Below are 26933 nucleotides of genomic sequence, written 5' to 3'. Positions count from 1 at the left end.
TCAATCAACAAAATGAAAAATTTATTTACAGTAGCAATAGTAGCAATCGCATTCGTTTTTAGCAGCAAAACACAAGCGCAGACAAAATCTCCAAAACTTGAAAATTCACTTCTTTGGGAAGTATCAGGAAACGGATTATCGAAGCCTTCTTATTTATATGGAACGATTCATATGATTTGTGCAGGAGATTTTTTTCTTTCGGAAAAAACAAAAAAAGCATTTGATGTATCTGATAAATTAGTTCTGGAAATTAATTTTAATGATCCCAAAGAAATGACAGATATGCAGCAAATGGCAATGGGAAAAGTACCTTTGAGTAAAAGTTTAACTCCGGAACAATTGTCTAAATTAGATGCAATATTGAAAAAATCTGCAGGAATGACCATCCAACAAGTAGATGCTTTTAGTTTAGCGACCGTGATGAGTTTGATTTCGATGAAAACCTTTGGCTGTGCAGATTTGAAGTTTTATGAAATGGATTTTATTGAAAGCGCAAAAAAGCGTAATGAACAAGTTGGAGGATTAGAAACTGTAAAATCACAACTTAAAACTTTAGAAGATGCCTATTCAGATTCAGAGATGATCGCAATGTTAGAAGAATCTGATGCAGAAGAAACGAAACAATTGATTGTAGATTACAAACAGGAAAATTTAGAAAGTTTATATAAAAATACCACTGCCGAAAATGTAATGAATGAAAAGGCTAAGAAATATATGCTTGACGAAAGAAATGTAAATTGGGCAAAAGCTTTACCGGATATGATGAAAAAAGAAAGCTTGTTTGTAGCAGTTGGATCTGCACATTTGGCGGGTGATTTAGGAGTAATTAATTTATTGAGAAAAGCAGGATATACAGTAAAACCAATAATGAACTAGTATTGTTTTGAAAGAAAAAGAGCAGGAATTTTTAAATCGGATCGAAAAGCACAAAGGAATCTTGTATAAAGTTTCTAAGATGTATATGGATAATCATGATGATCAGCAAGATTTGTTTCAGGAGATTATTTGTCAGCTCTGGAAGTCGTATGATTCTTTTAGAAATGAAAGTCAGTTTTCGACCTGGATGTATCGCGTTGCCGTAAATACCGCCATAGTTTTCCTGAGGAAAGAAAAACGAAAGGTGGATAAATACGAAATCGCTTCAGAAAACATTAAGGAAGATGAAGGTGACTCGCATATAAAAGAAAGCCAGATTGATCACTTTTATAAAGCGGTTCAAAAGTTGGAAAAAATAGATAAAGCAATTATTTTTTATCAACTCGAAGGTTTCTCACATAAAGAAATAGGAGACAATCTTGGAATTTCTGAAGGAAACGCCAGAGTGAAATTGAATAGAGCAAAAGAAAAATTAAAAGAAATTATTAAAAATCAAGGATATGGATTTTAACGATATACAAAACGCATGGAATAACGAGGAGACTAACAATGTCGTTCTTCCCAACAATTTAGAAAAAATACAAGCAGCAAATACACCATTAGATAAGATTAGAAAAAATCTTAAAAAGGAATTTATTTATCAAATTTTTTCAATCATCTTCATGGGATTTATTCCAATGTTTTATGATTTTCCTCCAAAAATGACAACTTTGTATTATTTACTTTATAGTCTTTTTGTGGCAGTTTGCATTTATTATTTGGCAAAATTCTATTTCTTTTTCAAGAGATTGAGTTCAATAACCTTAAAAACAAAAGACAATTTATACGAAACTTACTTTGACATAAGACTTAATATGGAGTTATATAAAACCTTTGGATTTGCTTTAACGCCTTTTTTAATCCTTTATTTAATAGGTTTTCTGTACTTAAAGTTTTCTAATGCTCCGGGCTTTCTGTCAAATGATTTTACAAATTATCAATTAGGTGCACTATTTTCGATTGTGGTTTTTACGATGCTTTTTATGGGAATCGCACTAGAATGGTGGGTTCATAAATTTTATGGGAAGTTTGCCAGAGAAATCAAGAAAGTTATAGACGAATTAAAAGAAGAATAATAAAAAACAATAAACCCATCGTAATGATGGGTTTTGTTTTTATTGGTATTTTTGCATCATGGCTCGCAGATAAAACGAATACTAGAAATTTACGCGGATTATCAAGTCGCCATGTAAAATGAAAAATTAAAAAAATCCGCGATAATCGGTTTAATCCATGTTATCCGCGGTCTATTAATTATGAAATTATTTATAACAGGAATTTCTACCGATGTTGGTAAAACAATTACTTCTGCGATTGTCGTTGAAGCTCTGGAAGCTGATTATTGGAAACCTATTCAAGCTGGAGATTTAGACAATTCTGATAGTCACAAAATCAAATCTAAAATCTCCAATCTCCAATCTAAAATTTTCGAAAACGCTTACAAACTAAATACGCCTGCAAGTCCGCATTTAGCTGCAGAAATTGACGGAATTACAATTGATTTAAAACAAATTATTGAACCGGAAACTGATAATCATTTAGTAATCGAAGGCGCGGGAGGAATTTTTGTTCCGTTGAACGAAAGTGATACTATTATAGATTTGATCCAGCCGGATTATAAGGTAATTGTAGTTTCAAGGCATTATTTAGGAAGTATCAATCATACTTTATTGACGATTGAAGCAATTCGAAACCGTGGTTTTGAAGTTGCGGGAATTATCTTTAGCGGAAGCGAAAACAAATCAACAGAAAATTTAATTCTGAATAAAACTGGAATAAAATGCATTGGAAGAATTGACGAAGAACCGTATTTCGATCAAAATGTAATTCGTGAATACGCAGATTTATTTCGGGATAATCTTCTAGCATTATAAGAATCTAAAATCAGAAATCTACAATATATCTCAGATGACTTTAACAGAAAAAGACAGCCTATATTTATGGCATCCTTATACACAACACAAAACGTCACAAACTCCAATTGCAATTTCAAGAGGTGAAGGCGCATTACTTTGGGACGAAAATAACAAAGAATATATTGACGCGATTGCATCTTGGTGGGTAAATCCGTTTGGGCACAGTAATAAAATTATTGCCGATGCGATTTACAAACAATTAACCACTTTAGAGCATGTTTTGTTTGGAGGTTTTACACATGAACCTGCAATAAAAGTCGCCGAAAAATTGATTGAAATTTTGCCTAAGAATCAGCAAAAAATATTCTTTTCGGATAATGGTTCTACAGCTGTCGAAGTAGCACTAAAAGTAGCGCTGCAGTATTTTTTCAATAAAAATGAAAAGCGAACTACCATTATTGCTTTTGAAAATGCTTTTCATGGTGACACTTTTGCGGCTATGGCAGCAAGCGGAATCTCCTTTTATACGCAGGCTTTTCAGGGAATGTTTATTGATGTGGTTAGAATTCCGGTTCCGGTAAAAGGGCAGGAACAAGAAAGTTTTGAAGCGCTGCGAAATGTAATTCAAAATCATAATTGTGCCGGATTTATTTTTGAACCTTTGGTACAAGGAGCGGCTGGAATGGTAATGTATGAACCGGAAGCTTTAGCAAAACTAATCCAGATTTGTAAAGAACATAATGTTTTAACCATTGCCGATGAAGTAATGACAGGTTTTGGTAAAACAGGAAAAACCTTCGCAATGGATTATGTGACTGAAGTACCAGACATGATGTGTTTGTCTAAAGCCTTAACAGGAGGAACAATTCCAATGGCGATTACGACTTTCACGCAAGAGGTTTTTGATGCTTTTTATGATGATGATATTAATAAAGCATTATTTCACGGACATACGTTTACCGCAAATCCTACTGGTTGTGCGGCAGCTTTGGCAAGTATAGATTTATTGCAAACGCAGGAAATGCAAGCTAATATCGAAAGAATTCATAAAAGCCATTTGAACTTTCAAAAGAAAATTGAAAAGCACTCAAAGGTAATTACCGCAAGAACTTTGGGCGTTATTTTTGCAGTTGAAATAAAATCAGATTCTGAAGAAAGTTATTATGGATCAATGCGAACAAAACTCTATAATTTCTTTATTGACAAAGGGGTTATTTTGAGACCGGTTGGGAATATAGTTTACATTCTCCCACCGTATATCATGACAGACGAACAGCTTCAAAAAGTCTATAAAACAATTGAAGAAGCTATAGAAATGGTTTAATTTTGCTTTGCCCACGGATAATACGGATTAAACAGGTTTACACCGATTTTAATAATTATCAGCGAAAATCAGCTTAATCCGTGTCATCCGTGGTCTATTTTTTTTACTAAATAAAATATTTTGAATACACAAAAAATCTCGATAACGGCTTTTTCTTCTATTTCTCCTTTGGGAAATACTAAAGAAGAAGTTTGGGGAAAATATCTCGACAATAAACATTGTTTTTCTAAACGATTTTTAGATCAACAAGATACTTCCGTTGCTGCATTGGATGCTGATTCGAAGCAAATTATTGCTGAACTTAGGGAATCAGATCCTAAATATAAATTTTTAGATGATTCGGTTTTGTTTGCTTTGGCAGCTTCTCGAAAAGCTGTCGAACAAGCGGGATGGAAATCAAATGATGTTTTTGGAATTAATATTGGTTCTTCCCGAGGAGCTACAGATTTATTCGAGAAACATTATAAGGAATATATTGATACCGGAAAGGCACAGACTTTGGCATCGCCAACAACGACTTTAGGAAATATTTCGTCATGGATTGCGCACGATTTACAAAGTGTTGGCCCTGAGATTTCGCATTCGATTACTTGCTCAACGGCACTTCATGCTTTATTGAATGGATTTGCATGGTTGAAATCCGGAATGGCAGATAAGTTTTTGGTTGGTGGAAGTGAAGCTCCTTTAACAGATTTTACGATTGCGCAAATGCGTGCCTTAAAGATATATTCGCGGATTAATCAAACTGAAGAAGCATGGCCAAATCTGGCTTTTGATTTTGAGAAAACACAAAATACAATGATTCTGGGCGAAGGTGCCGCAGTTTGTTGTTTGGAAGCGGGTGAGAAAGAAAATGCAATTGCTTATATAACAGGTGTTGGATATGCAACAGAAATTCTGGAACACAATATCTCGATTTCAGCTGAAGCGGATTGTTTTCAGAAATCAATGAAAATGGCCTTGAAAGACGAAAATTTAGAGGATGTTGATGTGATCGTAATGCACGCTCCGGGAACGATAAAAGGCGATTTGACAGAATTACGCGCTATTCAAAAAGTCTTTGGTTCTAATGTGCCATTATTGACGACTAACAAATGGAAAATTGGACACACTTTTGGAGCTTCGGGAATATTGAGTTTGGAACTTGCTCTTTTGATGATGCAAAACGACACTTTTATTGGAGTGCCATTTGGAGAACAGCAAAATCAATCTAAACCGATTAAAAAAGTACTAATAAATGCTGTTGGATTTGGAGGAAATGCCGTGAGTATTTTAATCGAAAAAGCATAATTTATTTCGTCTTTAATAAAAAATAAAAAATCCATTCTGTGAAAAACGGAATGGATTTTTTATTTTGTAGAGATGCTTAATTGCGCAATCTTTTAGTACTATTGAAAAATTATTTTCTTAGTTACAACATAGTTATTGTCCAAAGTTACTTTTACCAATAATACCTGATTGCTCGATTGTAAGTTTGGTATTTGCAATTCGGCCACTCCAATTTTCTTTTTATTATAAAGAAGTTTTCCTGAGATATCATAAATAGTAACTTCTTTAATAGTTTCTGTAGTTGCTGTTACTTTTATGATTTTATCTTTTATCGAAATCAAAACATCGTCTTGCGTGCTTTCAAAATCTCCTGTTCCAAGGGTTTTCTTTGTGTAAGCAATTGTAAAACGATCCACAAAAGTTCCAATTGCAGTTGTAAACGTATAATTTGCTGCTCGTAAATCTGTTACAGTTCCGGTTGTTTTATCTTCTAAGTAAATCGCCTGATTGTCAAACAATCCATCAGCGTGATCGATGGCAATCGTGAAATCACCTGCAACTGTTGTTTTGTATCCTAACGGAATACGGTCAGAATCCTCAAACGGTAAAGCACGTCCCTGAATGCTTAATTTTTGAGAATCATTAATACTGTATAAATCTATAAAACTGTTACCATTCATCGTGGTGGCATCATAGTTAATATCCCAGGTATTCGTCGCGCCTTCGATATAACTTATCAAGGCTTGCTTGAAAGCTCCTTTAGCATTCGTAAGATTTAACCATAAACGATTTTTTTCTAATTCTTTTGAGTTTGTTGTTTTGAAAAACTGATTGTTGCTTCCGCTTATTCTCATGTCATTTGTAAACTTAACAGAGCCGGGCCCGGAAGCTTTCATAAAGAAAGATTGACAAGCCGCTATTTTTCCTGATGGTGGATCTTCGTGAGATCCGTCAGGTAGTTTTGCGCCTGTTGCAGTTGATCCAGATAAAGTGTACACCGCATAATCATTACTGGTATAATCATAAGTCCCACCAGCAGAAGGTGTACCACTTGGAGGAGAATTGTGTGTCCAAAAATATAACGCACCAACATCTACGGATGGCGAGGCAAGATGATTGATATTAATAAATTTATCAGCATCTATTGCTGATGGATAAGGATTTCCTATCAAACTCCATTTTGTAGCATAAATTTGAACAGAATAATCTCCGTTATTAGGAACCCCTGTAAAAACTGCCGGGTAAACTACAGCATTAGTAAGTGAAAAAGTTTGCGGCGCTCTTACTGTATATCCAACGGCAGGAACCATAACTCGTGTTCCGTTTAAACTAATATCCCATGCCGATGCTTGTGAATTATAACTGTTGTATTTGTCTAACAAGGTGTCTGGGGATAATTTGTGAAGTGTATAAGGCTGAGCAGTATTTGTTATTGGAGTTGACCAATAAGTAAAATCGTAGCGGCGAACCAAATCTGTATTACGTTGATAAATGATGTTACCGGTGTTTAAATTACTAGTACCATTAGTTTGTAATAAACTTGAATTGTTCTGAAATGTCAGAGATCCTCCAGACACAACATTAAGTGCATTTTTTATGTTTAAAGTACGTCCTGCAGGAACAATTATGTTAACTCCTGAATTAATAGTGCAGGAACACGCTTCTATATCTGCTGTTATTGTAAATGGTCCGGCAAACACAGCACTTTTAGTTGCATTTGGATCGCCCGTAGACCATGCGGTTCCATCCCAGGTTGTAGAAGATTGATTTGTAATCGTAACTTCAGCGCTTGATGGCGACATAAAGCAAGTGTTATAAACTTTATAAGTATATTTTCCAACTGGAATTCCTGTAAGTGTAATTGATATTCCTGTACCCACAGTTTTAACTGCTCCCGGAGTTCTTTCAACAGTCCAGTTTCCGCTAGGGGGCAAGTCAGTTAATGTAATAGTTCCCAAAGTGGTACAGGTGGTATTTGTAAAAGCACTTATCGTTGGCGGCGTTAACAAAAATATTGCTGCAGGTGTATTATTAAATTCAACTGTGTTTAATGATGGATCGACTCCGGTAACTTTTCCTGTATTTATGATTTTTCCTGCTGCAACATCTGCGGCTGTAATAGTATAAACTCCTGTTAGAGTAGTTTTTGCACCAACTGCGAGAGATGCAATAGGATTTCCGGATATTGTTATTCCTGTTAAGGCATCCGTAACTTTAATATCAGTTATAGGAACTTCTCCCGTGTTGGTTACTTCAAAAGTGTAGTTTATTTTATCTCCAACTTTTCCACAAGAGTTTAATGTACCTTTTGTAACTAAAGTTAGCTCAGGTATTTTTAAGGAATTGGTATTAAAAGCTATAAAAGCACAATCAGAACTTCCGGAAAAAGTAATAACAAAACGATCTACACTTGCAGCGTTCGCTGCTGTAATACCAAATTCGCTGGTTTCAATTGCTAACATTCGAATGTCTCTGGTTGCAGCAGGTGTAAAAGCTCTGGCGGCATTATCGGCTCTGAATAAATCCAGACTATAAGTTCCTATAGCTGACATTGAACCAAAATTTGTAGATAAGGCGTGACCGACAACATTATTGTCTTTGTCTACAAATTTGAAAACATCTGCGGTACCTCCCGGATCTGCTACCTGAGTTACAATTAAATCAGGAATATTGTCGCCAAGACCATTAATGTTCAGGTTGTTTGTACCCACTTTAAATTCGGCTGAACCTGCTTTTATATTGGCAATACCGGTTCCAAGTGTCAAACCGTTAATACCGTCAGTAAGTCGGGAAGCAAGTTCGGCGCCTGTTGAAGTTGCTCCGGCAAGCGGCGGAATCAATTTTGTGATCGCGTCGTCTCCGTCTATTTTTGAGCCTTGTAAAAAATACATATTAGCAGGGTCCAGACCTAAAGTTTGAATTTTTAATGCTCTAAATTTTTGAGGACTATAAGTAATTGGTTTTCCATTTAGAATAGCATCATTTACACCTGTCGAGTATGTTTTGTTATTCCATTCAAAAGCCAGTAAATTGTTTTCAGTGTCTGGTCTGTTTCCAACACCAGTTAAGCCATTTGATTTCCAATAGCCGTTCCAGTCCGTATATATTGTTGTTATTTTGGTTTGACTCGACATCTTAAAAGAAATCAATAAAAAAAGCAATACTATTTTCGATATAAAAAAGGTATGATTGGGTAATAGTGATTTATGGGACATGGGGTGGGTTGGTTTTTTTCTTAAGATTGGTTATAGATTTAGAGCTATCCTTTTAGTAGATTTTTAAATGATTGATATTTTTTAATACTTAGAATTCGGTTTTAGCGTTTGTATTACACATAAAAATCCGGCAGCTTTCACTGTCGGATTTTACATATAATAATTGTAGGTTTAATTAAAATATGATTTTTTTAGTTACAACATAATCATTGTCCAGAGTTACTTTTACCAATAATACCTGATCGCTTGATTGTAGGTTTGGTATTTGCAATTCGGCCACTCCAACTTTCTTTTTATTGTAAAGAAGTTTTCCTGAGATGTCATAAATAGTAACTTCTTTAATAGTTTCTTTAGTTGCTGTTACTTTGATGATTTTATCTTTTATCGAAATCAAAACATTGTCTTGAGTGTTTTCAAAATCTCCTGTTCCAAGTGTTTTCTTTGTGTAAGCAATTGTAAAACGATCAACGAAAGTTCCAATTGCAGTTGTAAACGTATAATTGCCAGCTCTCAAATCTGTAACAGTACCAGTTGTTTTATCTTCTAAGTAAATCGCCTGATTGTCAAACAATCCATCAGCGTGATCGATGGCAATCGTGAAATCACCTGCAACTGTTGTTTTGTATCCTAACGGAATTCGGTCAGAATCTTCAAATGGTAAAGCACGTCCCTGAATGCTTAATTTTTGAGAATCATTAATACTGTATAAGTCTATAAAGCTGTTGCCATTCATTGTAGTGGCATCATAGTTAATATCCCAGGTATTCGTTGCACCTTCGATATAACCTATTAAAGTCTGTTTGAAAGCTCCTTTAGCATTCGTAAGATTTAACCATAAACGGTTTTTTTCTAATTCTTTTGAGTTTGTTGTTTTGAAAAACTGATTGTTGCTTCCGCTTATTCTCATATCATTTGTAAACTTAACAGAGTCAGGTCCTGAAGCTTTCATAAAGAAAGATTGACAAGCTGCAATTTTTCCTGTTGGTGCAGGTTCGTAAGTTCCGTCCGGTCGTTTTGCGCCCGTTGATGTTGATCCTGATAAGGTGAAGACAGCATAATCATTACTAGTGTAATCATAAGTACCACCAGCCGAAGGCGTGTTACTTGGAGGTGTATTATGGGTCCAAAAGTATAATGCTCCAACATCTATAGATGGAGAGGCAAAATGATTAATATTAATAAATTTTTCTGCATCTATTGCCGATGGATATGGGTTACCAATTAAACTCCATTTTGTAGCATAAAGAGCAACAGAATAATCTCCATTATTAGGAATCCCTGTAAAAACTGCCGGGTAAACTGCAGCATTAGTAATTGAAAAAGTTTGTGGCGCTCTCACAGTATATCCTACAGCAGGAACCATAACTCGTGTTCCGTTTAAACTAATGTCCCATGCCGATGCTTGTGCGTCATAGCTATTATATTTATCCAGTAATGTGTTTGGTGACAAGTCATGAAGTGTGTAAGGCTTAGCAGGATTTGTTATTGGAGTTGACCAATAGGTAAAATCATAACGACGAACCAAATCTGTATTTCTTTTTACCTGAAAAGAATCAGAATCACCTTGATAAGCATTTGCAGCTGTGCTGGTTTGCAATAATGAAGCTCCGTCTTCGAGTACAAGTTTTCCACCGCTTAATACATTGATATTTTGGTTAACAGTTAATGTTTTGTTAGAAGCTACGGTAAGAATTACATTTTGATTAATCGTACAAGAACAAACCTGAATATCGTTGCTTAAAGTTGTACTTGCTGTTATTTTTATAGAAGTTGTATTTGGCGAAATAGTTCCCGTGCCACTATATTCTGTTGGAGTATCTATAAAATTAAGAGCAATGTTAGCATCACCTCCATCTTCCCTAAGGCGTACTTCTACTGTAGAATTTTCGTTTAGAAAATATAAAGTACCTGGATTTACCGTTACGTTTCCATTGCTGTAACCATTTTGTGTAAAAATGTCAACTCCGTCAATGAAGACTTTTGCAACATCATCACAATTTGGCAGTACAAGTTCATAACGACCGCATGGAAAGCCTTTACGTTTATAAGTAATCGTAAAATTGTCTATAGGCATTGGTGCTCCTTGCCAACCGGAATAATAGGAAGGTGATTTTGTTTTATTCCAAAAAGCTTGACTGTCAAAGTTTAAATTTGGGTCAACATACATTCCTGCGAAACTCGAAGCTTGTAAATTGATATCTGGTAAATTGAAACCGTAAACATTCCATTTGTTAATTCCAAACGGAAGCGAGGCATTAGTTGCTATTACAGCGCCATGCGAAAAAGATACTCTTGCGATTCCACCCTTTTCATAATACTCAAGTATAAAATTATGCGTTCCGGCTGTTAAAGGAACTTGGGCTGTATAAACAATATAACCATGGTCGGTCCATGAATTTGTTGGCGAAAGAGTAACTAAGTTGTTGTCAATATATAATCTAACACCATCATCTCCTCCTACTGTAAAATTATAAGTATCAGCTGTTGTGGTGGTTTGCATTAAATAACGTACCATGAAATTTTCTGCCGGTATCGGACCACAAAAATTATCAGGGGCAACAGTTGCGTCACCTGTTATTGTTCCATATTGTACATCTCTTTCAAAATTTGGATTTTCATAAACCGTTCCAACGTATGTAGTTGGTGCAGGTGTGTCGGTATAAGTATAAACATATCCATTCCAGCGATTTATTCCCGGTGTTGGAGTAGCAGCACATGGTGGAGGCGTAACAGTTATATAAACAATCGCCGATGAATAAGCGCTTCCGTTATAAAGAGTATATACAAATGATGTCTCACCGGAAAAACCAGTAGTTGGGGTGAAAGTTATATTATTAAGACCATTAACTGTAGCAACACCATTTGAAGACTGTGTTGATATAGTCATACTTTGTAACGGAATTGATCCTATGATGTCATTGTCCAAAACAGGAATTGTTACTGCTTGATTTGCTGGTGTAGTTGCGGTATCGTAGTTAGCGGTTAAGGTATTTGTGCTTGAAACAATACCAGTAATTGTTGGGCCCAGATCTCCTCCGTTGTCATTTACAAGATAGTAATCTGAGTAATATTGATCATTGTCATAAACATAGATTCTGATATAGAATATCTGATTTTGTGTTGCTGTAATGCCTGGAGGGAAATTGGCAGTTACTGTTGTTTGAGTATTTAATACGGCAGTAGTTTCGGCAATTAGACTCGTTCCGTTTGATGGAAAAGCTGCGTCTAAAGAATATCGAACCTGATATTTTTTTGGACCAGCATTATTTGAAGATGTTGAATTGTAGGTAAATTTAAATTGCGTAAGGTCTATTTTATATCCTGTTTTTGGACTAACACTTACCTGAATATATTTGGAGTAATCTAATACGGTTGGAGATCCATTGACTCTAAAGCCACTATTTACCGCACCAAAAGTCATAGTGTTGTTTGCTGTGATGTCTGCAGCAATGATATTAGAATCTGAAACCGCAGCGGTAGCTTTTGGAGTAGATCCGGATCCGTTCCAAATTACCAAACTTGGAGTAATATCATCTACAGTTACAAATACAGTTCCTGTGGATGATTTAGTTGAATTGGAAATAGTGTATTTAAAAGAAGTTTGTCCTGTAAAATTGTTTCCGGGATTAAAAGTCAATGATTTATCCGGATTTACAGTTACTGTACCTTGTCCTGTTGCTGGTTGATTTGCTATCGTAATATTGTTAATAGCGCTGGCGCCAGCTGTATCGTTATTTAAAACGCCAATTGTGATTGCTGTATTTTTTTTGGTAGTTACATTGTCATCATTAGCATTAATATCAGTTGCATCATATGTTAAAACTGTACCAGTAATTGTAGGTGTTGTGTTTCCGGTTTGAGTAGTGGTATTTGAATTGGCTAAAAAGATTGGAGCATTAAGATCTCCATATACCATTACTTTATAACCATAAATCCTTATGGTTAGTGTTTCGCCTTGCGTCAAAGTTAAATTAGCCAGACTTAATGATTTGTTTATTTTTCCTGTAGTAGTTGCCTCATCTATTAAGAGATAGCTTGTTGCAAAGTTATCTTTGGAATATCGTACTTGGTATCTTTGTACATCAACATGAGATTCACCATTGTAAGTGAAATTGAAAGAACCTAATTTAAGTTTGTATCCTGTTTTAGCACTTACTGCTACTTGAAAATACTTATTGTCATCTTTAACGAAGGTAGTAGGCCATCGGGTTCCTTTAAAACCTTCATTCGGTAAAACTTGCAAAGTTGAGTTTGGTCCTGATGTAATTTGGGCTGCCGAAACTGCAGCTGCAGAAGCTACGATTGTCCCGGTAGCATCGCTTGGTCCATTCCATTTTACAAGAGCAGTTTGAGAAAATCCAAAAAAGGGTAACAATAAAAATAAAAGTAGAGTTTTCTTCATGTTAAATGTTTTCTATCAGATTGTTATGTTGGCGGAGGATTTTTTTTGCCAACGCAAAGATAGATACATCTACGTGTTAGAAATATATAGGGTTTTTAGAAGGGCTATATAATCGATGAAGTGTTAAAATAATCGATGAAATGCATGATAAAATTTATCAAACTGTGTTATTTCCTATAAATAACGATTTTTAAATATAAGAAAAATCGTAAAATAAGCTTTTAAAATGGATGTTTTTCGATTGTTTAATTAAAAAAAAGCGATTTATGGTGTAGAATATGCAAAAAACGCAAAGATTTGGATAGATGATTTTTCTGATAAAAGCAACTATTTGGATTCATGTCCAAAGAAATTATTTTTGATATATGATTTTGAATTTCAAAAAGTTGTTTTTTCTTTTTTAGCTTCTGAATTTGTTATCTCTCAAAATTGCTAAAAATTTAAAGTTTTGCTATGAGTTTTGTTCCAATTCTTTTACTCGATCATAAACCAAAAAGCTTTCATAACCACGTCTTAACATATAATCGCAGAATTTTTTTCTTTTCTTAAGAGTATCTTTTTCTCGTAAATTCTCCCAGCATCTTTCAGACAACTGCTGAAATGTAATGTCATATTCTTCGGATGAAATTTCTTTTAAGGCTATTGTAATGTTAGTCGAAGAAATTTGTCTTGCTTTTAGTTCATTTGTTATTCTGATAGTCCCCCATTGTTTAATTCTGTGTTTTCCTCTGGCAAAACTACAGGCAAAACGAGTTTCGTTCAAAAAACCACTTTCAATTAGCTGAACCACAACCACTTCAATCTCATCACTGGTCATTTTTAAACTGTATAATTTCGAAACCACCTCTGCGTGACAGCGCTCCTGATAGGCACAAAAGTGCTCGAGTTTAAGTAAAGCTTCTTTGGGAGTGTAGGTCAGTTTCATGTGTTTTTTCTTTCTTTTTAACTATTTGTGCTAAAAATAGTCATTTAGTTGTTAAAATTATATGCGTTTTTTTCGTTTTTCCTAAAAATAAAACTCGCTAAAATGTTGTGTGTGTGCGGAATTATAATATTTTTGCACGTGATTCTTAGAAGTTTTAATCTGTCTATAAAACAGGATTTTAGCTTTAATTTTTCAGTTTAAAAGCCAAATTTAAAGTATTGTATTAAAAACGCAGTACTGTTTTATTTCTTTTAACGCCAAAAACAAATTTAATACCACGCCTATATGATTCGAAAATTACTTACGAATAAAAAATTATTATTAAGTCTTGTATTGTTTTTTACTTTTTTTATAAATTATGGACAATCAGCCAGCAGTTATTGTTTTTTAGCAAAACCAGGAAGCTATACGGCTTTAACGGGGACTACCAACGTTCCGGGATTAAGTGCTACAGATGATGAGGCAATCTCTACTCCAATCACCCTGCCTTTTAATTTTACATTTGGAGGATCGGCATATAATCAAGTTAAAGTTTCAAGCAATGGTTGGCTTACTTTTGGATCTACAACAAATGCTGCTTATAGTAATACATCGGCAAATGCAGGATCATCTAAACCTATTTTATTTCCTTTATGGGATGATTTACAGAACAGAACGATTCCGAGGTATGTTGTTAGCGGATCTGCTCCAAATAGAGTTTTTAAGCTTGAATGGTCGCAACAAAAGTGGGATTTTAATGCGAATAATGATGTTATTTCTTTTCAGGTATGGCTTTATGAAACTACTAATGTAATTGAGTATTATTATAACAGAGGAGGAACAGCTGTAAATAATGGATCTGCTTCTATAGGGATTTATGACTCGAATGATACTTATTTGACTTTAAATAATTCATCAGCTACACCAACTGCACAGCCGTCAACTTTTACTACAAATATTAGTACTAAACCAGTAAATGGTCAGATTTATAGCTTTACTCCGTCAGTACCTGCTTCGCAAGCAGGACCTGATCAATATAGCAATAATCCAGTTACATTAGCAGCCAATGCTCCGGGAACGGGTAACACAGGAACATGGTCAATAGCGAGTGGTCCAAATACTTCAACAAGTCAGTTTACCACAGGAGGTACTACAAGCCCAACGGCTACATTTACACCTTCCGGATCAGGAACATGGGCGTTGAATTGGACAATAAGTAATGGTTGCGGAACATCAACAGATCAGATTCTTATTACGAATTGTTCGGGGAATTTAATTACTAATGGTGATTTTAGTACTTTACCTGCTGGTTCGAGTTGGACAGCTGCTACTGCAAAAAATAATGGTATTGAGATTAATCAGGAAACTACCTATTTTTCTACAACCAATGGTGATTATACAGCAGAATTAGATAGCCAGGCATCATTAAGACAAGGTCCTATAACAGTTATTCCAGGTCTTACTTATAAAGTAAGTTTTCTTTATGCTAAAAGACCAGGAACTCCTGAAACCAATTCGGCGGTTGATTTTAGAGTATTTGAAGGGGCTACTGTCACAGCATCAGGAAATACAAGTACTAGCAGTACTACAGTTCCTCAAATGGGGTCTTTTACGTTTACACCAACTAGTTCTTCCATATATGTTGAATTTTATAACAACACAGCATTGACAACATATGGAACGATTATAGATAATATAGTTTTGCTTCCAGGTACTCAAGATGTTCCTGTTGCCACAACAATACCGAAAGGTGTTTATAAAACACTTACTTCTTGTGTAGGTACATCAATTGGATTGGATGTTGATAATGTTACAGATCCAAGTATAACTTATTCATGGAGTGTAGTTTCAGGTCTAACTACAGGAGTGACATATACCCCATCTGCTAATGTTAAAAACCCTACAATAACATTTTCAACAAGTGGACTTAGGGAATTTAGAGTAGTCGCAAGCAAGGGAGGGTGCTCGGGAGCTCCTTCTTCAACATTTGTAAAAGTTCTTGATCTTCCGACAGTTTATAATGTTACCGGAGGAGGACCATATTGTTCCGGTGGTACCGGAGTTTTAGTAGGTCTGGATGGTTCGGATGCGGTTAGTTCGACTTCAAATATTAGCTATCAGTTGCAAAGAGACGGAGTCGATGTTGCGGGTGCTGTTGTTACGGGAACAGGGTCTGCGATTAGTTTTGGTCTTCAAACGGTAGCGGGTACATACACAGTGGTTGCTAAAAATACTTTAGTTAGTACTGCATGTTCTTCAAACATGAATGGTTCTCCAGTTATATCAATAAGTACTCCACCAACCGTAAGTATCACAGGTAGTAGCAATATTTGTGTGAATGGTACAACTAAATTATCTCCTACAACTGGAGGTACATGGGTAAGTAACAATCCTTCGATTGCTTCTGTAACGAATGGTGGTGATATATTAGGTTTAGCAACAGGAACCGCTACATTTACTTTTACGAACACGGCTGCACCTAATTGCTCAGCAATTACTGCAGTAGTAAACGTTTCATCATCAACTATTGTTTTTGATTCTTCAACTACTTATATTATTCCTGCAGGAGTAACAAATATACAAGTGGAATGTTGGGGAGCCGGCGGCGGCGGCGGCGGTTCTTCTAATAACCCATCGGCTGGTGGCGGAGGAGCTGGAGGTTCTTATGTTAAAAACTTATCATTTACAGTTACACCTAATTCTACATATACAATTAATGTTGGTACTGGAGGTACTGTTTCTACAACTGGTACTGGAGGAACTGGTGGATCATCTTGGTTTGGTTCAACGACAACAATTTTGGCTGTAGGTGGTAGAGGTGGAGTGGTAGGAAATAGCACAACTAATAATGGAACTGGAGGAACTGCTGTTGCAGCTGGAAATGTTGGTGGCACAGCTACTAATACATATGGTGCAGCTGGGGGTTCAGCAAATTTAACGGGTACTAATCGTATTGCAGGTAATGGAAGTGCGGGAGCTAACGGAGGTGCAATGACTGCCGGAACGACTACTAACGGTAATGGAGCAGCTGGAACTGCACCTGGCGGTGGAGGAGCAGGCGGACGTAACACAAATGGTACCTCCAGTTCTGGTGGTGTAGGTGGTATGGGTAGAGTTACCATAACCTTACCTACTCCAACAGCAAGTGCAGGAGGCAACCAGACAATATGCCAAACTGGAACTGCCTTAGTAAGTGGTGCAAGTGCAACGAATGGAACTATATTATGGTCACATAACGGTTCAGGTTCATTAAGTAATGCAACAACATTAACACCAACTTATACACCTGCATCAGGAGATGCAGGAAATACAGTTACTTTAACAATGACCGTGTCAAATGGACCTTGTTTATCAGCTACAGCGACTTATAACGTAGTTGTAACTCCAACAGTTGGTACCCCAACGGCAGTTACACCAGCAGCAACTACGATTTGTCAGGGTAGTTCAAACACTACATATACGACCTCAGCTACCAATGCTACGAGTTATACCTGGACAGTTAGTGGTTCAGGAAACACAATCTCAGGAACCGGAACTACTGGAACGGTTACTTGGGCTGCGGGATTCTCAGGTTCGGCAACTATAAGTGTTGTAGCTAATGGTTGTGGTACTTCATCAACAGTTTCAACAACAGTTAATGTAACTACAACAGTTGGTACTCCAACGGCAGTTACACCAGCAGCAACTACGATTTGTCAGGGTAGTTCAAACACTACATATACGACTTCGGCTACCAATGCTACGAGTTATACCTGGACAGTTAGTGGTTCAGGAAACACAATCTCAGGAACCGGAACTACTGGAACGGTTACTTGGGCTGCGGGATTCTCAGGTTCGGCAACTATAAGTGTTGTAGCTAATGGTTGTGGTACTTCATCAACAGTTTCAACAACAGTTAATGTAACTCCAACAGTTGGTACTCCAACGGCAGTTACACCAGCAGCAACTACGATTTGTCAGGGTAGTTCAAACACTACATATACGACTTCGGCTACCAATGCTACGAGTTATACCTGGACAGTTAGCGGTTCAGGAAACACAATCTCTGGAACCGGAACTACTGGAACGGTTACTTGGGCTGCGGGATTTTCAGGTTCGGCAACTATAAGTGTTGTCGCGAATGGTTGTGGTACTTCATCAACGGTTTCAACAACAGTTAATGTAACTCCAACAGTTGGTACTCCAACGGCAGTTACACCAGCAGCAACTACGATTTGTCAGGGTAGTTCAAACACTACATATACGACTTCAGCTACCAATGCTACGAGTTATACCTGGACAGTTAGTGGTTCAGGAAACACAATCTCTGGAACCGGAACTACTGGAACGGTTACTTGGGCGGCAGGATTTTCAGGTTTGGCAACTATAAGCGTCAAAGCTAATGGTTGTGGTACTTCATCAACAGTTTCAACAACAGTTACTGTAACTCCAACAGTTGGTACACCAACGGCAGTTACACCAGCAGCAACTACGATTTGTCAGGGTAGTTCAAACACTACATATACGACCTCAGCTACCAATGCTACGAGTTATACCTGGACAGTTAGTGGTTCAGGAAACACAATCTCTGGAACCGGAACTACTGGAACGGTTACTTGGGCTGCGGGATTCTCAGGTTCGGCAACTATAAGTGTTGTCGCGAACGGTTGTGGTACTTCATCAACAGTTTCAACAACAGTTACTGTAACTCCAACAGTTGGTACCCCAACGGCAATTACACCCGCAACAACTACAATTTGTCAGGGTAGTTCAAACACTACATATACGACCTCAGCTACCAATGCTACGAGTTATACCTGGACAGTTAGTGGTTCAGGAAATACAATCTCAGGAGCCGGAACTACAGGAACGGTTACTTGGGCTGCGGGATTCTCAGGTTCGGCAACTATAAGTGTTGTCGCGAATGGTTGTGGTACTTCATCAACAGTTTCAACAACAGTTACTGTAACTCCAACAGTTGGTACGCCAACGGCAGTCACACCCGCAGCAACTACAATTTGTCAGGGTAGTTCAAATACTACATATACGACTTCAGCTACCAATGCTACCAGCTATACCTGGACTGTTACGGGTGCTGGGAATACAATCTCTGGAACCGGAACTACTGGAACGGTTACTTGGGCTGCGGGATTCTCAGGTTCGGCAACTATAAGCGTCAAAGCTAATGGTTGTAGTAGTTCATCAACAGTTTCAACAACAGTTACTGTAACTCCAACAGTTGGTACGCCAACGGCAGTTACACCCGCAACAACTACGATTTGTCAGGGTAGTTCAAACACTACATATACGACCTCAGCTACCAATGCTACGAGTTATACCTGGACAATTAGTGGTTCAGGAAATACAATCTCTGGAACCGGAACTACGGGAACGGTTACTTGGGCTGCGGGCTTCTCAGGTTCGGCAACTATAAGTGTTGTCGCGAATGGTTGTGGTACTTCATCAACAGTTTCAACAACAGTTACTGTAACTCCAACAGTTGGTACCCCAACGGCAGTCACACCCGCAGCAACTACAATTTGTCAGGGTAGTTCAAATACTACATATACGACTTCTGCTACCAATGCGACCAGCTATACCTGGACTGTTACGGGTGCTGGGAATACAATCTCTGGAACCGGAACTACTGGAACGGTTACTTGGGCTGCGGGATTTTCAGGTTCGGCAACTATAAGTGTTGTAGCTAATGGTTGTGGTACTTCATCAACGGTTTCAACAACAGTTAATGTAACTCCAACAGTTGGTACACCAACGGCAGTTACACCAGCAGCAACTACGATTTGTCAGGGTAGTTCAAACACTACATATACGACCTCAGCTACCAATGCTACGAGTTATACCTGGACAATTAGTGGTTCAGGAAATACAATCTCTGGAACCGGAACTACTGGAACGGTTACTTGGGCTGCGGGATTTTCAGGTTCGGCAACTATAAGTGTTGTCGCGAATGGTTGTGGTACTTCATCAACGGTTTCAACAACAGTTAATGTAACTCCAACAGTTGGTACACCAACGGCAGTTACACCAGCAGCAACTACGATTTGTCAGGGTAGTTCAAACACTACATATACGACCTCAGCTACCAATGCGACCAGTTATACTTGGACTGTTACGGGCGCTGGGAATACAATCTCAGGAACCGGAACAACAGGAACTGTTACTTGGGCTGCAGGATTCTCAGGTTCGGCAACTATAAGTGTCAAAGCTAATGGTTGTAGTAGTTCATCAACAGTTTCAACAACAGTTACTGTAACCCCAAATTTATCAGCAGTTGCAATCACACCAACAGGTGGTCAGGCATTATGTTTAATAAGTTCAGGGACACTTTTGACAGTAGCAGAAACGGGTGGTGGTACAATAACTCCTCGTCAGTGGGGTAAACGCTCGGTTACTGGAGGAACAATTACACCTATTGCATCAGCAACAGCAGTAACTTTTACTCCAACAGGAGCAAATTTAGGAGTTGGAAACTGGCTTATAGTTTGTACTTCAACACCATCATGCGGAAGTCCAATTGTTTCTAACGAAGTATCAGTAACAGTTTCCCCAGATCTTGCCGCAAGCGTTAGTATTGCTGCTTCACCTTCCGGAGCAATTTGTGCGGGAACATCGGTAACTTTTACAGCGACTGCAACCAATGGCGGAACTACTCCAACATATCAATGGTTTAATGGATTAACGCAGGTTGGAACAGGCTCGACTTACAGCAGCAGTACTTTAGCTAATAATGATGCTATTAAAGTTGTAATGACTTCGAATGCCAGTCCTTGTTTGACAGGAAGTCCAGCTACTTCGAATACAATAACAATGACTGTAAATGCATTACCATCGACTCCAATTACAGGAACGGTAACACAACCAACATGTGCTTCATCGATAGGTAAAATCCCATTGAGTAATTTACCTTCTGGTACATGGACAATTACACAAGGTGGGTCATTTCCGGGTATTACCTATACTGGTACAGGATCAACATATAACGTAGATAATCTTGCTCCTGGTAACTATACTTTTACCGTTCAGGGTGCAACTAATACTTGTAGTTCTTTGGCTTCTGCCAATGTGGTTATTAATACTGCTTCTTCTAAAACTTGGACAGGAATCAAAGACAGCAATTGGAGCGATCCTGCAAACTGGAATCCTTCGACAGCAGTACCAACACCAACAGATTGTGTTGTAATACCAGATGTAGCGACCGTGCCTCATGCTCCGGCGATTACAGGTATTGGAGTTGTTGCCAACGCCTATACACTTAACGTAAACAGTAATGCTTCATTGACAGTAAACAGCAAAAACACACTAAAAGTAGTGGGTATTGTAACAGTTGCTACTTCCGGATCTTTGATTTTTCAGAATGATGCCAGTTTAGTACAAACAACAAATGCTGTCAATATTGGAAACATTATATATAACAGAGATACAGAACCAGTTCGTCGTTATGATTTTACATATTGGTCAACACCAATAGTAAATAGTGCTCAGCCTTATACGCTTCATGATTTGTCACCAAATACATTACTGGATAAATACAACAGTTATGATGCACAAGCATCAGCGTGGGACATTAGTTTAAACGGAACGCGAGTAATGGTTCCTGCTGTAGGATATACAGTGAGAGCGCCACAAACTTTTTCACTAACTAATGCTGCAGTTTATCCGGCAGTTTTTACAGGAGTTCCAAATAACGGAGATTATTCTGTTCCAATTTATGCTACAAAATGGAGTTTAGTAGGGAACCCTTATCCATCAGCAATAGATGCCGACGAATTGATTAATATTAATCATCTTGCCACTCCATCTGTAGATGTAGGATCACTATATTTCTGGACACATAACTCTCCTCCAAGTAATACACCATCTGTAGGTGGTACTTATGATTATACCAGTAATGATTATGCGGTTTATAACTTAACAGGATCAACAGGAACAGGTGCAAAACTTCCTGACGGATCTTTCGGACCACCGCCAACAGGAGAAATAGCGGCTTGTCAATCTTTCTTTATGAAAGCTTCCATATCAGGAAATGTTCAGTTCACAAATGGTATGAGAATCGACGGAAGAAATGATCAATTCTATAAAACAAAAAAATCAAATGCTATAGAGAAAAATCGTTTATGGTTAAATTTTACTAATGCTAAAGGAGCTTTTAAACAAGCTTTGGTAGGATATATAGAAGGTGCAACAAATGACTGGGATGTTAACTATGATGCTACTTCAATGAATGGTAATAGTTTTATAGACTTCTATAGTATTAATGAAGCGCTAAAATTAAGTATTCAAGGACGAGCTATACCGTTTGTAGATAGTGATAGAGTTCCGTTAGGATACAAAACAACAGTTGCCGGTGATTTTACAATCGCTATTGATCACGCTGATGGTTTATTCAATAATCAGGCAATTTATTTAGAAGATAAAGTAACAGGTACTGTCATAGATTTAAGAGCAGCAAATTATACGTTTACAACTGCGATAGGAACTTTTGTGGATCGTTTTACAATTGCTTATACAAAGAAAACGCTTGGAACAGGAGATTTTGAAAATCTTGAAAATAGTGTTTTTGTTTCCATAAAAGATAAAACAATCAAAGTAACCGCTACTAAAGAAACTATCAAAGAAGTAACTATTTACGATATTAACGGACAACTTCTTTATAATAAAAAGAAAGTTGGAACGGCTGAATTGCAAATACCAAATTTACAATCAAGCAATCAGGTTTTATTAGTAAAAGTTACTTTGGAAAATGATTTTACAACAACCAAAAAAATCATATTTCAATAAATGATTATAAAGATTTAATACGTCTTTACTATTTTAAATAAAAAAATCCATTCCGTTTTTCGGAATGGATTTTTTTATTTATGAATAACAAATATCACCTAAAGTGGGTATTGCAACTTTCCTAAAAGAGCTTTACATTTCGGTTTATTCTTACAAATAATAATAACCTGAAATTTTAGATTTTGATTAGAAAGATAGTATGCTCCTTAATTTTAATTAGTTCAACATTTAGCCCACACCTTTATGCGCAACAGGGTAAAGTGGATATTGCTTTTAACACATTTGATAATGGATTAAGTGGAGATGGTTTCGACAATACAATTCGGACTTTGTCGTTGCAGTCAAATGAAAATCTTATCGTTGGAGGAGATTATTTAAGCCTTAACGGAATACCAAGCGCTTACCTAACCCGATTAAAACCTGATGGCACAATAGACGAAAGTTTTGCTGCAGGAACAGGATTTAATGGTAAAATATATACAACGCTCATTCAGCCTGACGGAAAAATAATAGTTGGAGGTAGTTTTACATCTTATAATGATAATAGTTCAGGAAGACTTATTCGCTTAAATGAAGACGGAACACCTGATAATACATTCACTACCTCTATAGGAGCGTCAACAGGTATTATTTATAATATTTGCCCACAATCAGATGGTAAAATTATTATTGTCGGGAGTTTTGCAAAATACAACAATGTTACTGTAAACAGAATTGCACGTTTGCTGTCCAATGGAGCCTTAGATTCAACTTTTATTACGGGTATAGGTTCGTCTGTAATTATCACAAATGCCAGAGTTTTGCCAAACGGAAAAATTCTGATCTCGGGAAATTTCACCTCATTTAATGGGGTTCTGATCAATAAAATTGCCCGTTTAAATCCTGACGGAAGTACAGACACAACTTTTAATATAGGAACTGGTTTTAACGATGATGTGAATGCTATAGCGGTTCAGGATGATGGAAAAATTATACTGGGCGGAAGTTTTACAACATATAATGACGTTACCGCAAATAGAATTATTCGCATAAATGAAAACGGTAGTATAGACAATAGTTTTCTTTCCGGTTCCGGCATAAACGGAGGCGTTGTGCAAATAATTAAGACAAATTCTTTGGGACAAATAATGGTAGGAGGATCTTTTACAGGTTCATATAATGGAGATGATATTAATAGAGTATTTCTTTTAAATCCTGATGGAACTTTAAAAACAGATTTTGATATGGGTTCAGGACCGGGTTCAGCTTCTGTTTTTGCATTAACCAATGATTTAGATGGATCTTGGTATATAGGAGGTTCTTTTTTAACTTTTGATGGACAAAATCAAGGGCGATTGGTAAAAGTTGCTTCAGATGGAGAACAAGATAGCAGTTATTTGTCAGCACGAGTTGGTTTTGATAATTCAGTTTTAAGGATTTTGCCATTAGAAAATAGTAAAGCAATGATCTTTGGAAATTTTACCAGGTTTAATGGTAATTCCGCTTTTAGAATTGTCAGACTTTTAGAAAATGGATTTTCTGATCCATCCTTTAATTCCGGTAAATCCGGAGCAAATAACCTCATTAAATCAGCCGTATTACAATCAGATGGAAAAATTGTAGTTGGAGGAAATTTTACAAAATATAATGATGTTCTTACCAATCGGATTGTTCGAATATTTCCTGATGGAACCCTTGATAATACCTTTAATATTGGTTCAGGATTCAATAGCCAAATATATGCAATGGCAATTCAGTTAGATGGAAAAGTAATCGTAGCCGGAAATTTTACTACGTATAATGGTTCAACAGGCGCGGGAAGAATAGTTAGATTATTATCAGATGGTTCTCGCGATAATAGTTTTAATGCTGGTCTTGGTGCTGATGCTATTATTGAAGCTGTTTTAATTCAGCCTGACGGAAAAATTTTGGCAGCGGGAAGATTTAATAGTTTTAATGGAAATACTTTTGGTCGTTTGGTCCGATTGAATTCAAACGGAAGTATTGATTTCGGTTTTAATATTGGTAATGGTTTTGATAAAAATGTATATGCAATCGCACTACAATCTGATGGAAAAATAATTGTTGGAGGTTCTTTTTTAACGTATAATGGAGTCTCGCAAAAACGAATTCTTCGGCTAAATTCTAATGGAGATTTAGACACAACATTTGAATCAGATATTGGTTTTAGTAAAGGAGAAGTTCGGAGTATTTTAGTTCAGCCGGATGACAGAATTTTAGTTGGAGGAACTTTCTCCGGAACGTATAAAAATCTACTTTCTCAACGCTTAATACGATTGTTAAAAACAGGAAGTTATGATAATTCTTTTAATGCTCCATTAAATAATACCCTTTTTACGATGAGTTTTACATCGGATTACAGACTATTAATTGGAGGAAACTTTAATTCGGTTTCAGGGATTTCCAAACATAGAATTGCGCGTTTGAAACTCTGTCTGGATTCAACAACCTGGAATGGCACTTCCTGGGATAACGGACTTCCGTCGGGAGGAAAAGAAGTGTTTTTTAAAGAAAGCTTTCCTTCTTTGACCACGACAAATGTTTGCAGTTGTTCTATTGACGAGGGGAAAACTGTAACACTCTTAAATGGAAATACTTTTGGGATTGAATTTTCGTATTTAGGTTTAGGAACTTTAGTATTAGAAGATTCTGCGAGTTTATATCAATCAGATGATGATATGATAAATACCGGAATCATTCATTTTAAGAGAAAGACAAACCCAGTCGGGAGATATGATTTTACGTATTGGTCTTCTCCTGTCGAAAATCAAAAACTGATCGATGTTTCTCCAAATACTTTAATTGATAAATATGAATCGTATGATAGCTTAACAAAAAGCTGGAAGATTGAACAACCTTCACATAGTATGATTGTTGGAAAAGGATATATTATTAGAGCGCCACAGGACTTTTCTATTACGGAGCGATCTGTTTTTGAAGCTACTTTTAAAGGAATTCCAAACAATGGAAAAATTGAAGTTAATTTAGGTGGGACTGGCAGTTATAACTTAGTTGGAAACCCTTATCCGTCGGCGGTTGATGCAAACATTTTTTTGACTAATAATACTTTAAAAATAAAAGGAGCGCTTTATTTCTGGACGCACAATACACCTATAACCAATTATAAATACACAGCTGACGATTATGCTACTTATAATTTGCTTGGAGGTGTTGGAACTGCTGCAACAAATTTAGGTATTAATAATACTGAGCCAAAAGGGACAATTGCAGCGGGACAATCTTTTTTTCTACAAAGTAAAGATTTAGGAATTGCTGCCTTTACAAACCAAATGAGAATTATTGGTAAAAATTCAAGTTTTTTTAAACCTGCAAATAATTATAAAGTCCCAAGTGAAAGCAAAGTCGAAAAACACAGAATTTGGCTGAATCTGAGAAATAATGATGGTGCTTTTAAACAAATCCTGCTAGGTTATATAAAAGGAGCGACAAACGGACTTGATGATAATTATGATGCGGAGAATTTGAACGGAAATCAATTTATAGATTTTTATAGTATTATCGAAAACAAGAAACTTGTAATCCAGGGACGAGCTTTGCCTTTTACAGAAAAGGATTCTATTGTTTTAGGTTTTAAAGCAGGAATCGAAGGTAATTTTAATTTTAGCATTGACCATAAAGATGCAGTTTTTGAAGAAATAGATGTTTTTATAGAAGATACCGATTTGAAAACTATTCATAATTTAAACGAATCTCCATATCAGTTTAATGCGCTAAAAGGCACTTTTAATGATCGTTTTATCTTGAGGTTTACTAATAATAATAAAAAATTAGGCGTTGATAATTTTGAGTATAGAAATAATGATGTTGTAATTTGGAAAAAAGATAAAGCGATTTTTATTACTGCTGCTGATCAGAATATTAGTGAAGTTGCTGTTTTTGATATTTCGGGAAAAACGATTTATAAAAAAGATAAAATTGACTCTGCTAAATTATCTATTCAAAATGTGTTTTCAGGACGTCAAATTTTACTTGTAAAAGTGACTTTGGAAAATGGGCATTCGATGACAAAAAAAGTTCCGTTTTAAGAAGATGTTTTTCAAAATATTTAAGATCCATTTGTTTGCTTACAAGTGGATTTTTTTGTGCAATAATTTTGAGTTTAACTCATTCTTAGACGTTTTTTGAGATTAAATTGCCCTCACTTTTTTCAAATAAGGGAATTAAGCCGTAAAAAGTCAGAATAAGGATTTTATTTATTTGGATGAGTTACATTATTTAAATGATGAACTGCATTAAAAAAATATCTTTA

General features: G+C 36.5%; 11 protein-coding genes. 8 read left to right on the top strand and 3 right to left on the bottom strand.

Features of this window, described 5'->3' with window-relative positions; translation table 11 throughout:
• Nucleotides 1-12 precede the first annotated feature (12 nt).
• The 6 genes from EAH81_RS19265 (at nt 13) to EAH81_RS19240 (ending at nt 5385) form a co-directional block, all read left to right on the top strand.
• Complete coding sequence (locus EAH81_RS19265; RefSeq protein WP_140510212.1) at nt 13-876, top strand: TraB/GumN family protein; 864 nt, start codon at nt 13-15, stop codon at nt 874-876.
• A gap of 7 nt (nt 877-883) precedes the next feature.
• Nucleotides 884-1387: an RNA polymerase sigma factor gene (locus EAH81_RS19260; protein ID WP_140510210.1), complete on the top strand. Its 504-nt coding sequence runs from the start codon at nt 884-886 to the stop codon at nt 1385-1387.
• Nucleotides 1377-1991: a hypothetical protein gene (locus tag EAH81_RS19255; RefSeq protein WP_140510208.1), complete on the top strand. Its 615-nt coding sequence runs from the start codon at nt 1377-1379 to the stop codon at nt 1989-1991. Before EAH81_RS19260 ends, EAH81_RS19255 begins: the two co-directional genes overlap by 11 nt.
• Before the next feature lie 180 nt (nt 1992-2171).
• A complete protein-coding gene (gene bioD, locus EAH81_RS19250) occupies nt 2172-2789 on the top strand; it encodes a dethiobiotin synthase (RefSeq protein WP_140510206.1) in 618 nt (205 codons plus the stop codon).
• Nucleotides 2790-2823: 34 nt separating this feature from the next.
• On the top strand, nt 2824-4095 hold the full coding sequence (bioA, locus tag EAH81_RS19245; protein ID WP_140510204.1) for an adenosylmethionine--8-amino-7-oxononanoate transaminase: 1272 nt from the start codon (nt 2824-2826) through the stop codon (nt 4093-4095).
• 120 nt (nt 4096-4215) lie between these two features.
• Complete coding sequence (locus EAH81_RS19240; RefSeq protein WP_140510202.1) at nt 4216-5385, top strand: beta-ketoacyl synthase N-terminal-like domain-containing protein; 1170 nt, start codon at nt 4216-4218, stop codon at nt 5383-5385.
• A gap of 98 nt (nt 5386-5483) precedes the next feature.
• Here the strand turns inward: EAH81_RS19240 and EAH81_RS19235 are convergent, their stop codons facing one another.
• The 3 genes from EAH81_RS19235 to EAH81_RS19225 all read right to left on the bottom strand — a co-directional run bounded on the left by EAH81_RS19235 (nt 5484) and on the right by EAH81_RS19225 (nt 13906).
• Nucleotides 5484-8579 (bottom strand): T9SS sorting signal type C domain-containing protein, encoded by a 3096-nt coding sequence (locus EAH81_RS19235; protein WP_140510200.1) that lies wholly within the window; start codon nt 8577-8579, stop codon nt 5484-5486.
• Nucleotides 8580-8754: 175 nt separating this feature from the next.
• Entirely contained in the window at nt 8755-12981 is a 4227-nt protein-coding gene (locus EAH81_RS19230; protein WP_140510197.1) for an Ig-like domain-containing protein, read from the bottom strand.
• Nucleotides 12982-13432: 451 nt separating this feature from the next.
• Entirely contained in the window at nt 13433-13906 is a 474-nt protein-coding gene (locus tag EAH81_RS19225; RefSeq protein ID WP_140510195.1) for a regulatory protein RecX, read from the bottom strand.
• A gap of 285 nt (nt 13907-14191) precedes the next feature.
• Between EAH81_RS19225 and EAH81_RS19220 the strand changes: the two genes are divergently transcribed.
• Nucleotides 14192-22663, top strand: a complete 8472-nt coding sequence (locus EAH81_RS19220; RefSeq protein WP_140510194.1) for a T9SS sorting signal type C domain-containing protein — start codon at nt 14192-14194, stop codon at nt 22661-22663.
• 182 nt (nt 22664-22845) lie between these two features.
• Nucleotides 22846-26709 carry a T9SS sorting signal type C domain-containing protein gene (locus tag EAH81_RS19215; RefSeq protein WP_241676597.1) on the top strand — a complete coding sequence of 1288 codons (3864 nt, stop codon included), beginning with the start codon at nt 22846-22848 and terminating at the stop codon, nt 26707-26709.
• The last annotated feature ends 224 nt before the right edge of the window (nt 26710-26933 follow it).

Source organism: Flavobacterium pectinovorum, assembly GCF_006438875.1.
GTDB classification, from domain to species: domain Bacteria; phylum Bacteroidota; class Bacteroidia; order Flavobacteriales; family Flavobacteriaceae; genus Flavobacterium; species Flavobacterium pectinovorum_A.
The sequence above is the reverse complement of the archived record's forward strand: the minus strand, read 5'-3'. Positions and strand labels throughout refer to the sequence as shown.